Source organism: Burkholderia sp. SIMBA_051, from assembly GCF_046534915.1.
GTDB classification, from domain to species: Bacteria; Pseudomonadota; Gammaproteobacteria; order Burkholderiales; family Burkholderiaceae; genus Burkholderia; species Burkholderia ambifaria.
The window spans coordinates 62250-75424 of record NZ_JAWRXS010000014.1; the positions used below are offsets into that span (position 1 = coordinate 62250).

Annotated in this window: 9 protein-coding genes, 1 tRNA gene and 2 riboswitches; of the genes, 8 read left to right on the plus strand and 2 right to left on the minus strand. The window is 67.3% G+C overall.

Features of this window, described 5'->3' with window-relative positions:
• The first annotated feature begins 155 nt into the window (after positions 1-155).
• The gene (locus SB771_RS28640; protein ID WP_175661367.1) at positions 156-1025 is read left to right on the plus strand and encodes an ATP-binding protein; all 870 of its coding nucleotides are present in this window, start codon (positions 156-158) and stop codon (positions 1023-1025) included.
• Between the two features lie 465 nt (positions 1026-1490).
• Here SB771_RS28640 and SB771_RS28645 read toward each other — a convergent pair.
• Positions 1491-1566 (minus strand) — tRNA-Arg (locus SB771_RS28645).
• 252 nt (positions 1567-1818) lie between these two features.
• Between SB771_RS28645 and SB771_RS28650 the strand changes: the two genes are divergently transcribed.
• On the plus strand, positions 1819-2727 hold the full coding sequence (locus SB771_RS28650) for a c-type cytochrome (protein ID WP_175661366.1): 909 nt from the start codon (positions 1819-1821) through the stop codon (positions 2725-2727).
• An 88-nt stretch (positions 2728-2815) separates the two neighbouring features.
• On the opposite strand, the gene SB771_RS28655 is transcribed toward SB771_RS28650, so the two are convergent.
• A complete protein-coding gene (locus SB771_RS28655; protein ID WP_175661365.1) occupies positions 2816-4903 on the minus strand; it encodes a UvrD-helicase domain-containing protein in 2088 nt (695 codons plus the stop codon).
• 278 nt (positions 4904-5181) lie between these two features.
• Between SB771_RS28655 and SB771_RS28660 the strand changes: the two genes are divergently transcribed.
• The 6 genes from SB771_RS28660 to gcvP all read left to right on the plus strand — a co-directional run bounded on the left by SB771_RS28660 (position 5182) and on the right by gcvP (position 13064).
• Complete coding sequence (locus SB771_RS28660; RefSeq protein WP_175661364.1) at positions 5182-5904, plus strand: SGNH/GDSL hydrolase family protein; 723 nt, start codon at positions 5182-5184, stop codon at positions 5902-5904.
• Positions 5905-6349: 445 nt separating this feature from the next.
• Complete coding sequence (locus SB771_RS28665; protein ID WP_175661363.1) at positions 6350-7402, plus strand: oxidoreductase; 1053 nt, start codon at positions 6350-6352, stop codon at positions 7400-7402.
• Positions 7403-7627: 225 nt separating this feature from the next.
• Positions 7628-7996 (plus strand): hypothetical protein, encoded by a 369-nt coding sequence (locus tag SB771_RS28670; RefSeq protein WP_175661362.1) that lies wholly within the window; start codon positions 7628-7630, stop codon positions 7994-7996.
• A 112-nt stretch (positions 7997-8108) separates the two neighbouring features.
• A riboswitch (glycine riboswitch) is annotated at positions 8109-8213 on the plus strand.
• Between the two features lie 31 nt (positions 8214-8244).
• Positions 8245-8378: riboswitch (glycine riboswitch) on the plus strand.
• An 84-nt stretch (positions 8379-8462) separates the two neighbouring features.
• Positions 8463-9581, plus strand: coding sequence for a glycine cleavage system aminomethyltransferase GcvT (gcvT, locus tag SB771_RS28675; protein ID WP_006754102.1), 1119 nt, complete (start codon positions 8463-8465; stop codon positions 9579-9581).
• A 113-nt stretch (positions 9582-9694) separates the two neighbouring features.
• A complete protein-coding gene (gene gcvH, locus SB771_RS28680; RefSeq protein WP_041491064.1) occupies positions 9695-10075 on the plus strand; it encodes a glycine cleavage system protein GcvH in 381 nt (126 codons plus the stop codon).
• A 61-nt stretch (positions 10076-10136) separates the two neighbouring features.
• Positions 10137-13064 carry an aminomethyl-transferring glycine dehydrogenase gene (gcvP, locus tag SB771_RS28685; RefSeq protein ID WP_175661361.1) on the plus strand — a complete coding sequence of 976 codons (2928 nt, stop codon included), beginning with the start codon at positions 10137-10139 and terminating at the stop codon, positions 13062-13064.
• Positions 13065-13175 lie beyond the last annotated feature (111 nt).

A 13175-nucleotide genomic window follows, 5' to 3' on the forward strand; every position in this document is an offset into this window, starting at 1 on the left:
GCTACACGCTATCCACAGGGATGTCTCAAAAACAGTGACATATGCCAGACTAACGTACAGGGTGCAGGCCTCTGTGTTGCCGACAGATCACACGCCCGGGTGAATGAGATGCCGCAATCGCCCCATCTACAGATAGGCGGACCAAGGGAAATCGCATGAATTTCACGACACTGCAGGACATCAACTCCTGGTTGGCTGCGCTCGATCAATTCATTACGGACGGCCAGGCAGAAGCCCCAGATTTCCTTCGTCCATATCACTTCGCAACCCTCGCGATGGCGATCAATCGGAATGAGAGCGGCGTTACATGGGATTGCAACGACAACCTCCTTACGTACGCCACCCGAATGCATCTGTTCGAGGCGATAGGTCAGCCTCGGCCGAAGTACATTAACGAATACGATGCGGGAGGGCGATTCCACCCGCTGGAGCCATTGACCAATGAGCAAGTAGTAGGCGAAACGGCAGCGCAGATCATCCAAATCCTCGACCCAGCCGCCGGCCGAAAGGGTGACAATTCGGTCAATAGCCTTGAAATATTGGCGCAAGAATTGCTCGGTAACTGTTATGCCCATTCCGAGTCTCAACTCGGAAACCATGGACTGGTTACCGCTCAGATGTGGCCGCGCGCTCACAAGGCTCAACTTGCGATTATTGATGGTGGCATAGGGATTCGAGCGTCGCTCGGTCAGAACGAGGCCTACAGAGAGGCACTCAAGGAGCTCAACAGTTGCGAGTTCGCGACGCGTTTCGAGGTGACAAGCAAGCCAGGGCGAGGGCACTCCGGCTATGGATTGACTGTCGCCAAGCAACTAATCCAACAGAACAAAGGGGCATTCTTTCTCGTGTCGGGGGATGAATACCATAGCTGCGTACGCGGGAAGGAGGCATCTGGTACCATCCCTATTGCTTTTGACGGCACTTTGGTGGTATTCGAGTGGAACACGAACGTTCCCCTTGATGTAAAACAGGTATATGACAGTTGGCCTTCGCCAGATGGAGAAGATGATGACTTCGACTTTTAGGGTTGCGATCCCCGAGCGCTTCAAGCTTGCGACGCGCCCAAACGGCGTCGAGGCACGCAACTTCGTTCTGCACGCCCTTGAGGAGCATGATCTCGTCGAGCTCGATTTTATGGGGGCTCATCTTTCCCCATCGTTTGCCGATGAATGCGTGGGCATACTTTGCCAAGTGATCGGATGGGATGCGTTCCGCTCCAGGGTCAGACTTTCAAACGTAGCCGACGACTCCAAAAGTCTGATACGGCACGTCGTCGCAAGGCGCAGATCACAAGACCACGTATCGGCGCACTAACTCACGCCCCGCTTCCCGCGGGGCTTTTCATTTCTGTGACCGGTCAGTCTGGCACGTCGAGATAATGTTCGGCAGCGGGAAGGTGGACCCGCATCGCGCGCAGAATTTGCCCTCATGCTGCCCTAATCGAGCACGACCAATTTGAGGGGATAAGCTGCTGAAAGCCTTACTAGACTTGGCGCGCCCGGCTGGGATCGAACCAGCAACCCCTGCCTTCGGAGGGCAGTACTCTATCCATTGAGCTACGGGCGCGTGTGACAGTGAACCGACCCTGATAAACCGGCCGCCCACCATTGGCAAGACGGCAAGGATACCCGGTTTCCCATGACGCGTCCACCGTGCCCGCCCGAATCCGCACCCGGCCCTCTTTCGTGCGGGTAAACACGCGCCTTCGCACCGCTCGCCGTGATGTAAACGTTCCGTCTATAATCGTCCGTGCTTCATTGGACTGCCATTTGCCGTTGCACCGCGCTCACAATTCCTATTAATGGAGACGAGGCAAGCATGAGCGAAGCACCCCACGAATCTCCCGTCAAAACTCCCGGGCAGCTGATTGCCGTCATCATTGCGTCGTTCGCGATTCCGATCGCCGTGATCGTCCTGTTTGCCACCTATGCCAACCATGCGTTCCGTGCGGGCGCAGGCACGGACGCGCTCTCCGACGAACAGGTCGCCGCGCGCATCGCACCGATTGCGAAGGTCGACGTGAAGGACGCCAACGCGCCCCGCACGTACAAGACCGGCGAGGAAGTCTACAAGGCCGTGTGCGTGACCTGTCACGGCACGGGCGCCGCCGGCGCGCCGAAGGTCGGCAACAAGGACGACTGGGCGCCGCGCATCTCGCAGGGCTTCGACACGCTGCTGAAGACGGCGCTGTCCGGCAAGGGCGCGATGCCGCCGCGCGGCGGCACGAACCCCGACGACGTCAGCGACTCTGAAATCGCCCGTGCGATCGTCTACATGGCGAACAACGACGGCGCGAACTTCCCCGAGCCGGCTGCCCCGGCCGCCAATGCGGCGCCGGCAGCAAGCGGCGCGGCGGGCGCGGCGGCCACGGCAGGCGCATCGGGCGCCGACGCATCCAACGCGCAAGCCGCCGCCGCGATGGCCGCGATCGCCGCGATTCCGAAAGCCGGCGAAAAGCCCGCGGCCGCACCGACCAGCGCCGACGCCGCATCGGCCGGCAAGGCGCTGTACACGCAGGTGTGCCAGGCGTGTCACGCGGCCGGCGTGCTCGGCGCGCCGAAGTTCGGTAACAAGGACGACTGGGCGCCGCGCCTGAAGGAGTCGATGGATACGGTCTACAACTACGCGCTGCACGGCAAGGGCGCGATGCCGCCGAAGGGCGGGTCGAACGCGTCCGATGCCGACGTGAAGGCGGCCGTCGACTACATGGTCAACGCGTCGAAGTAACGCCTGCCGGCCAGAAAACCCCCCCGCGGTGCACGCGCATCGCGGGGGTTTTGTTTTGCGGCGGCCGAATCGAAGGCCGCCGCGCACGTCACTTCTGCAACAACGCCTTCAGGCTCGCGAGCCGGTCCTTCGGCGTCATCGGCGCTTCTTCCGGCGTCGGCGGCGGTGCTTCGTCGAGCCCCATCTCGGGGATGAAGCGCGACGGCTCGCACACGACCGTCTCGCGCGCCCGCTTGCGCTTCTTGCACCAGTTCAGATGCAGACTGCGCTGCGCGCGCGTGATCGCGACGTACATCAGCCGGCGCTCCTCCTCGATCCGCTCGCTGTCGATCGGGCCGTCGTCCTCGCTGCCGCCGCGGTGCGGCATGATGCCTTCCTCGACGCCGACCAGGAACACGTGCGGATACTCGAGGCCCTTCGATGCATGGACGGTGGACAGCCGCACGGCGTCCGGATCCTCGTCCTTGCCTTCCAGCATCGACATCAGCGCGACGGTCTGAATCAGGCCGAGCAGGTTCTTGCCGGTATCGGCGAGCCCGTCCGCGTTGTGGAACCCTTCCGCCTCGCCGTCGACGGCTTCCGTCTCGGGCTTCGTGCCCTTGCGCTTCAGCCACTCGAGGAATTCGAGCACGTTCTGCCACTTCGACTGGGCCTGCCGCTCGTCAAACGCGTCGTACAGGTAGGCCTCGTAGTGGATGGCCTCCATCATGTCGTCGAGCACGACAGTCGCGGGCTCCTTGTCCGCGCGATCGGTCAGGCGCTGGATGAAGTCGCAGAACATGCGCAGCGGCTCGACCTGCCGCGCGGACAGCCGCGCCTCGATCCCGCCCATGTACACGGCCTCGAACAGCGACACCTTGGCCTGGCCGGCGAACGAGCCGAGCGCCTCGAGCGTCGTGTTGCCGATCCCGCGGCGCGGCGTCGTGACCGCGCGGATGAACGCGGGATCGTCGTCGGCGTTCGCGATCAGGCGCAGGTACGCGCACAGATCCTTGATCTCGGCCTTGTCGAAGAACGACTGGCCGCCCGACAGCACGTACGGGATCCGCTCGCGCCGCAGCACCTGCTCGAAGATCCGCGCCTGGAAGTTGCCGCGATACAGGATCGCGTAGTCGCGGAACTGCGCGCGCCGCTCGAACTTGTGCGCGGACAGCCGGAACACGACCGATTCGGCTTCGTGTTCCTCGTCGTTGCACGGCGTGACGGTGATCGAGTCGCCCATCCCGTGCTCGGACCACAGCTTCTTCTCGAACAGCTTCGGGTTGTTGGCGATCACGTTGTTCGCGGCGGTCAGGATCCGCACGGTCGACCGGTAGTTCTGCTCGAGCTTGACCAGGTGCAGCTTCGGGAAATCCTTGCCGAGCTGCGCGAGGTTTTCGAGCGTCGCGCCGCGCCAGCCGTAGATCGCCTGGTCGTCGTCGCCCACCGCCGTGAACGCAGCGCGCGGGCCGGCGAGCTGCTTCAGCAGCTCGTACTGGCACGCGTTGGTGTCCTGGTATTCGTCGATCAGCAGATAGCGCAGCTTGTTCTGCCAGCGGTCGCGCACCTGTTCGTTCTTCGCGAACAGCTCGGCCGGCAGGCGGATCAGGTCGTCGAAGTCGACCGCCTGGTACGCATGCAGCGTCGCGACGTAGTTGCGGTAGACCAGCGCCGCCTGGTGCTCGTCCTCGTTGGCCGCGATCGTCATCGCCTCGTCGGGCATGATCAGGCCGTTCTTCCACAGCGAAATGGTGCTCTGGATCTTGCGGATCAGACCCTTGTCGGTGGTGCCGATCTGCTCCTGGATCATCCCGAAGCAGTCGTCCGAATCCATGATCGAGAACTGCGGCTTCAGCCCGACGTGCTCGGCCTCCTGGCGCAGGATCTGCACGCCGAGCGAGTGGAACGTGCACACGGTGAGCTGATTGACGGGCACCTTGCGGCCTTCCTTGCCGGGCGTGGTGAGCGTCTTGCCCTCCAGCAGCTTCGACACGCGCTCGCGCATTTCGGCGGCTGCCTTGTTCGTGAACGTGACGGCCGCGATGTGGCGCGGCTCGAAGCCTTTCGCTTCGATCAGGTGCGCGATCTTCTGCGTGATCACGCGGGTCTTGCCGCTGCCCGCGCCGGCGAGCACGAGGCAGGGACCGTCGAGGTAGCGCACCGCTTCGTTCTGAGCGGGGTTGAGGCCTGCGGACATGATGGCGGATGATGTTGCGGTTGACGGCGGAACGCCGGGAGGATGCCGCGCGCGGCAGGCCTGGAATGCAGGCGGACACACGGGCAGGACGCGCATGTTAACACGTCGACGGCGCACTTTTCGGGAGCCCCGCCGGACGGGGGCCGCGCAGGCAGGCCACCGTTTCGTCCCCTGTCCGATCGGCCAATCCGGCCCCATCCGCGGGCCAATCGGCCACAATGGACGCATGTCGGCGCGCCCCGCGCCGGGCCCGCCAGCATCGTTACCGGATCGATTTCATGGGATACCCGTTCGCCACCGCCGCCCTCGGCCCGCTGCTGTTCCTCCAGGGGCGCCACGTGCGCCGTGTCACGCCGCGGCTGCCCGAGGCGGCCGGCCCGCGCGACGGTGTGGCCGGCGACGGCCCGCCGCTGCGCGTGCTGGTGGTCGGCGATTCGGCCGCCGCAGGTGTCGGCGTCGCGTCGCAACACGACGCGCTGTCCGGGCAGTTGGCGCGCTCGCTCGCGGCCACCCACCGGGTCGGCTGGAAGCTGCTCGCGCGCACCGGGCTGACGACGCGCGAGCTCGTCGACTGGCTCGCGACCGAGCCGGCCGAGCCGTTCGACGTGGCCGTGACCTCGCTCGGCGTCAACGACGTGACGGGCGGCGTGCCGCCGGCGCGCTGGCAGGCGCAGCAGGCCGAACTCGTGCGGCTGCTCGCCGCACGCTTCCAGGTCGGGCACGTGATCCTGTCGGCGGTGCCGCCGATGGAGCGCTTTCCGGCGTTGCCGCAGCCGCTCGCGTGGTATCTCGGGCTGCGCGCGAAGCGGCTCAATGCCGCGCTCGCCGACTGGGCCGCGACCCAGCCGAACTGCACGTTCCTGCGCGTCGCGCTGCCGCTCGAACGCCACCTGATGGCGGCCGACGGCTTTCATCCGGGCGCTGTGGCCTGCGCCGCGTGGGCCGCGCAAGTGGCCGACGCACTGCCGCGGCAGCGGGCGCCGGGTCACGCGGCACGCTGACGGACTGCCGGTCGGCGCCCCATGCGGCCGCCATGCGGTGGCAGCGCGCGCCGGATCTCGCGATACGCTGACGACCTTCCGGCCGGCCGCCATATGCCGCCGCCGCCATGCGACGGCAGCGCGCCGGATCTCGCGATACGCTGACGGCCTTCCGGCCGGCCCGCACATGCCGCCGCCGCCCTGCCGCGGCAGCGCGTGCCGGATCGCGCGATACGCCGACGGCCTGCCGACGGCGATCCCATGCCGCCCGCGGCACGACCAACCGCGCGCCAGTACCCTTCCAGTGCGGCGCCAAACGCCGGCACCGTCCGCGCATCCGCCGCCTCCTGCCGCGCGTTTTGCCGACGGCCGCGATGCGTGCCGCCGCGCCATGCCAAAATAGCCGGTCATCCACGCGCCGCCACGGCGCGCCATCCTTTCGTTTCGTACGCAGCCAGGGATTGCCATGTCGTCATTGCTCAGGATTGGTTTGATGGGTTTCGGTTTCGCCGGCGCGACGTTCCACGCGCCCGTGATCGCCGCGAGCGGCCGCACCGAGGTCGCCGCGATCGCGACGGGGCAGCCCGATCGCGCACGCGCCGCGTATCCGGGCGCGCGCATCGTCCCCGATCTCGATACGCTGCTCGGCCTCGACGATATCGACTGCGTGGTGATCGCCACGCCGAACGACACCCACTTCACGCTCGCGCGCCAGGTGCTCGAAGCCGGCCGGCACGTCGTCGTCGACAAGCCGGTCACGCTCACCGCCGACGAGGCGCTCACGCTCGCGCGGCTCGCGAACGCGCGCAGCCGCCTGTTCGCGCCGTTCCACAACCGCCGCTGGGACGGCGACTTCCTCACCGTGCGCCGCATCGTCGAATCCGGCGAACTCGGCCGGCTGACGTATTTCGCGTCGCACTTCGACCGTTTCCGGCCGACCCCGCGCACGCGCTGGCGCGAGGAGCCCGGACGCGGCGGCGGCCTGCTGCTCGACCTCGGCCCGCACCTGATCGACCAGGCGCTCGCGCTGTTCGGGCTGCCGGACACGGTCAGCGCGACGGTCAAGACGCGCCGCGACAACGGCACGGCGCCCGATTTCGTGCACCTGCTGCTCGGCTATCCGGACAAGGACGTCGCGCTGCACGCGAGCGCGCTGTCGGCGATCGAGCCCGCGCGCTTCACGCTGCACGGCACGTGCGGCAGCTATCAGAAGTTCGGGCTCGATACGCAGGAAGACCAGTTGAAGGCAGGCCTCACGCCCGATCACGTCGAGTTCGGCGGCGGCAACCCGCCCGGCGTGCTGCGCACGCTCGAAGGCGAGGTCGAGGTCGAGCGGCCGGTGCCGACGCTCGACGGCCAGTATGCGGAGTTCTATCGCGCGCTCGCCGCGTCGGTCCACGACGGCGCACCGTTCCCGGTCACGCCGCAGGACGCGGTCGACGTGATGACGATCATCGAGCTTGCCGCGCAGAGCGAGCACGAAGGCCGTCGGGTACCATTCGTGCGCCGCATCGTCTGACGGCCGCCGGCCGGGTCGATGCCGCCCCGGCCACAAAGCCGCCATCTCGCGGCAATCCGCGCCATTGCGCGCCGCCCCGCACGCCGGCGGCGGCCATCCGTCAGCCCCACGGCGCCCTACCCCGAACATTCCGTTACAAATGGTGCGGGAACGAAAGTCAGCGGTCGGCCGGTCTGACGCGTTTCTCAAAAAGTCGATCCGACTCCAAACCGTCAGGAGAATGTGATGCAACGGTTGATTCGCGCAGCGGCATGCTGCGTCCTGGTTTCCTCGCTCGCCGCGTGTGTCGTGCAGCCGCAGCGGCCGGTCCGGCAGGCGCCGCCGCCTCCCGCGCGGCCGAACCCGCAGGTCATCGCGAACGACCGCATGCAGGAGGTCCAGGGCCGGATCGACAACCTGCACCGCCGGATCGACACGCGCGTCAATGGCGGCTACTACCCGCCGCCGTACGGCGCGCAGCTGCACCATCGCCTCGACGTGATCCGCCAGGAAGCGAACGACATGTCGACCCAGCACAACGGCGGCCTGTCCGGCGACGAGCAGCGCGTGCTGAACCAGGAACTCGACACGGCCGCGCGCGCGATCGGCGAGTGACGCCGGCGCCCGCCCGCGCCGGCAAAAGCGGCGGCGCCCCACGCCGCCGCTTGTCGCGAAGCGACATTCTTTTGCTCAAATTGACAACGCCCACCCGCTCGCGTACAGTCGCCCGCACGCGTCGGGAGAGCGTGTGACCGCGTAGCTAGGAACGCCGGTCGCGCCGCCGAAGGGGCACACCCGCAAACTCTCAGGCAAAAGGACCGACCGCGTCGGGGAATCCCGTCCGCGCATTGCGCGGGCCGCACTCCCCGCACTCTGGAGAGCGGCAGTAGCCCATTGCGCCCATGCGGCGCGGGCAAGCTGCCCACCGAAGGGGCGCGCGTTCGCAGGCTCACGGCCGCAGCGCAATCTCTCAGGTATCGAGGACAGAGGGGCATGTACCGGCTCGCTCGCAGGCACACGGCCGCGGCGGTCGGCACATGGCCGTTCTGACCCGCGCGCAAGCGCCTTGCCTGAGGCCTCGATGACTGCACTGAATCACACCCCGCTCAACGCCGCGCATCGCGCGCTCAATGCCCGCATGGTCGACTTCGGCGGCTGGGACATGCCCGTCAACTACGGCTCGCAGATCGAAGAACACGAAGCCGTGCGCACCGACGCCGGCATGTTCGACGTGTCGCACATGTGCGTCGTCGATTTCACCGGCAGCCGCGTGCGCGCATTCTTCGAGCACGCGATCGCGAACAACGTCGGCAAGCTCAAGACCCCCGGCAAGGCGCTGTACTCGTGCCTGCTCAATCCGCAGGGCGGCGTCATCGACGACCTGATCGTCTATTACTTCACCGAAGACTTCTTCCGCGTCGTCGTCAACGCCGGCACGGCCGAGAAGGACATCGCGTGGTTCAACCAGCTCAACGAGCAAGGCGGCTACGGCCTGACCATCGCGCCGCGCCGCGATTTCGCGATCGTCGCCGTGCAGGGCCCGAACGCCCGTGAAAAGGTCTGGACGACGGTGCCCGCCGCGCGCGCCGCCACCAGCGAACTGAAGCCGTTCAACGCCGCACGGGTCGCCGGCACGCCGTTCGGCGAGCTCACCGTTGCGCGCACCGGCTACACCGGCGAAGACGGCTTCGAAGTGATCGTCCCGGCCGTGCACGTCGAAGCGCTGTGGACCGCGCTGCAGCAAAACGGCGTACGCCCGTGCGGGCTCGGCGCGCGCGACACGCTGCGCCTCGAGGCCGGCATGAACCTGTACGGCCAGGACATGGACGAGACCGTGTCCCCGCTCGACGCGGGCCTCGCATGGACGGTCGACCTGTCGGCGCCGCGCGACTTCGTCGGCCGCGCCGCGCTCGAGCGCGACGGCACGCGCGCCGCGTTCGTCGGGCTGATCCTGCAAAAGGAAAACGGCAAGGCGGGCGGCGTGCTGCGCGCGCACCAGAAGGTCGTCACGCCGCACGGCGAAGGCGAGATCACGAGCGGCACGTTCTCGCCGTCGATGCAGGAATCGATCGCGTTCGCACGCGTGCCAGCGGCCGTCCACGTCGGCGACACCATACATGTGCAGATTCGAGACAAGCAACTTCCCGCGCGCGTGGTAAAACTGCCGTTCGTGCGCAACGGCAAGGTCCTCGCTGCGTAACGACCGGGGGGCCACCTCCCGGAAGCCGGGAAATGGCGCCCGGCGCAACCCCATCCGGCGCGCCCCGGCGGCGCGCCAGCATAACGAACATACCTTTTATCCAGGAGCATCCGATGAGCAACGTCCCGGCCGATCTGAAGTACACCGACGAACACGAGTGGATCCGCACCGAAGCCGACGGCACGCTGACGGTCGGCATCACCGATCACGCGCAGAGCACGCTCGGCGACATCGTCTTCCTCGAGCTGCCGGCAGTCGGCAAGTCGGTGAGCGCAGGCGACGCAGTCGGCGTCGTCGAATCGGTGAAGGCGGCATCCGACATCTACTCGCCGGTGTCCGGCGAGATCATCGCCATCAACGAAGAAGCCGCCGACTCGCCGGAAGAAGTGAACAGCGACGCATACGCCGTATGGCTCTTCAAGATCAAGCTCGCGGACGGCGCATCGACCGACAAGCTGATCGACGCCGCTGCATACAGCAAGCTGATCGACTAATTTTCCTTACCCGAACCGCGCGCGGCCGGCCAGCCGGCCCGCGCGGGACCAGAGTCACGCCATGAAGCTCGAACACCCGGACCGTCTGATGAACCGCACGCCCCTCTCGCTCGCCGCGCTCGAAACGCATGATGCGTTCGCAGAACGCCACATCGGCCCCGATGCCGCCAGCCAGCAGGCCATGCTCGACACGCTCGGCTTCGCGTCGCGCGCCGCCCTGATCGACGCCGTGATCCCGGCCTCGATCCGCCGCGCCGAAACGCTGCCGCTCGGCCCGTTCGCGCAACCGAAGAGCGAGGCCGAAGCCCTCGCCGCGCTGCGTGCCCTCGCGGACAAGAACCAGGTGTTCCGCTCATACATCGGCCAGGGTTATCACGACACGCACACGCCGGCCGTGATCCTGCGCAACGTGCTCGAAAACCCGGCGTGGTACACGGCCTACACGCCGTACCAGCCCGAAATTTCCCAGGGTCGCCTCGAGGCGCTCCTGAACTTCCAGCAGATGGTCGCCGACCTCACGGGCCTCGCGATCTCGAACGCATCGCTGCTGGATGAAGCCACCGCCGCGGCCGAAGCGATGACGCTGCTGCAGCGCACCGGCAAGCCGGCGTCGAACGTGTTCTACGTCGCCGACGACGTGCTGCCGCAGACGCTCGAAGTGATCCGCACGCGCGCGCTGCCGGTCGGCATCGAAGTGAAGACGGGCCCGGCAGCCGACGCCGCGCAGGCCAACGCGTTCGGCGTGCTGCTGCAATATCCGGGCGTCAACGGCGACGTGCGCGACTACCGCGCGCTCACCGAAGCGATCCACGCGGCCGGCGGCCATGTGGTCGTCGCGGCCGACCTGCTCGCGCTGACCGTGCTGACGCCGCCCGGCGAATGGGGCGCGGACGTCGCGATCGGCAACACGCAGCGCTTCGGCGTGCCGATGGGCTTCGGCGGCCCGCACGCCGCGTATCTCGCGGTGCGCGACGAATTCAAGCGCCAGATGCCGGGCCGCCTCGTCGGCGTGACCGTCGACGCACAGGGCAAGCCCGCGCTGCGCCTCGCGCTGCAGACGCGCGAACAGCACATCCGCCGCGAGAAGGCGACGTCGAACGTGTGTACCGCGCAAGCGCTGCTCGCGATCATGGCGAGCATGTACGCGGTCTACCACGGCCCGCACGGCCTGAAGACGATCGCGCTGCGCGTGAACCGCATTGCGGCGCTGTTCGCCGCCGGCGTGAAGCAGCTCGGCTTCGCGCCCATCAACGACACGTTCTTCGACACGCTGACGATCGACACCGGCGCGCGCACCGCGCAGGTCCACGAATTCGCGAAGGCCCGCCGCATCAACCTGCGCCGCGTGAGCGACACGCAAGTGGGCGTGTCGATCGACGAAACGACGACCCGCGACGACCTCGCCGCTCTCCTCGCCGTGTTCGCGCAGGCCGCGGGCGGCACCGCGCCGTCCGTCGACGCGCTGGACGCGGGCCTCGCCGGCGTCGCCGCACTGCCGGCCGGCCTCGAGCGCACGAGCGCGTACCTGACGCACCACGTGTTCAACCGCCACCATTCCGAGACCGAAATGCTGCGCTACCTGCGCAGCCTGTCGGACAAGGACCTCGCGCTCGACCGCTCGATGATCCCGCTCGGCTCGTGCACGATGAAGCTGAACGCAACGTCGGAAATGCTGCCGGTCACGTGGCCCGAGTTCGGCAGGATCCACCCGTTCGCGCCGGCCGAGCAGACCGTCGGCTACCGCGAGATGATCGACCAGCTCGAGCAGATGCTCGTCGCGGCCACCGGCTACGCGGCCGTGTCGCTGCAGCCGAACGCCGGCTCGCAGGGCGAATACGCGGGCCTGCTGATCATCCACGCGTACCACGCATCGCGCGGCGACGCGCATCGCGACGTGTGCCTGATCCCGGCCTCCGCGCACGGCACGAACCCGGCCTCCGCACACATGGCCGGCATGAAGGTCGTGGTCGTCGCGTGCGACGCGCAGGGCAACGTCGATATCGCCGATCTCAAGGCGAAGGCCGAGCAGCACGCGAACGACCTCGCGGCGATCATGATCACGTATCCGTCGACGCACGGCGTGTTCGAGCAGAACGTGCGCGAGATCTGCGAGATCGTCCATGCGCACGGCGGCCAGGTGTACGTCGACGGCGCGAACATGAACGCGATGGTCGGCCTGACCGCGCCGGGCCAGTTCGGCGGCGACGTGTCGCACCTGAACCTGCACAAGACCTTCTGCATCCCGCACGGCGGTGGCGGCCCGGGCGTCGGCCCGGTCGCGGTCGGCGCGCACCTCGCGAAATTCCTGCCGAACCAGCGTTCGACCGGCTACACGCGCGAAGAAGACGGCATCGGCGCGGTGTCGGCCGCGCCGTACGGCTCGGCGTCGATCCTGCCGATCTCGTGGATGTACATCGCGATGATGGGCGCGAAGAACCTGACCGCCGCCACCGAGACCGCGATCCTCAACGCGAACTACATCGCGAAGCGCCTCGCGCCGCACTACCCGGTGCTGTATTCGGGCCCGGGCGGGCTGGTCGCGCACGAGTGCATTCTCGACCTGCGCCCGCTCAAGGAAACGAGCGGCATCAGCGTCGACGACGTCGCCAAGCGCCTGATGGACTACGGCTTCCACGCGCCGACGATGAGCTTCCCGGTGCCGGGCACGCTGATGGTCGAGCCGACCGAATCGGAATCGCAGGAAGAACTCGACCGCTTCATCGCCGCGATGATCGCGATCCGCGAGGAAATCCGCGCCGTCGAGGAAGGCCGCGCCGATCGCGAGGACAACCCGCTGCGTCATGCGCCGCATACGGCCGCCGTCGTCACCGCGAACGAGTGGCCGCACGCGTACTCGCGCGAGCAGGCCGCGTACCCGGTCGCATCGCTCGGCACGAACAAGTACTGGCCGCCGGTCGGCCGTGCGGACAACGCTTACGGCGACCGCAACCTGTTCTGCTCGTGCGTGCCGATGTCGGACTACGCATAACGCCTGCCGCGCGCCGGAGTCCGATCGTGACCACACCGCACGCAACCGCCGGTTGCGTGCGGTTTTTGCGTTCGCCGCCCGGCCAATCGATTCACGCTCGCCCGCCAATCC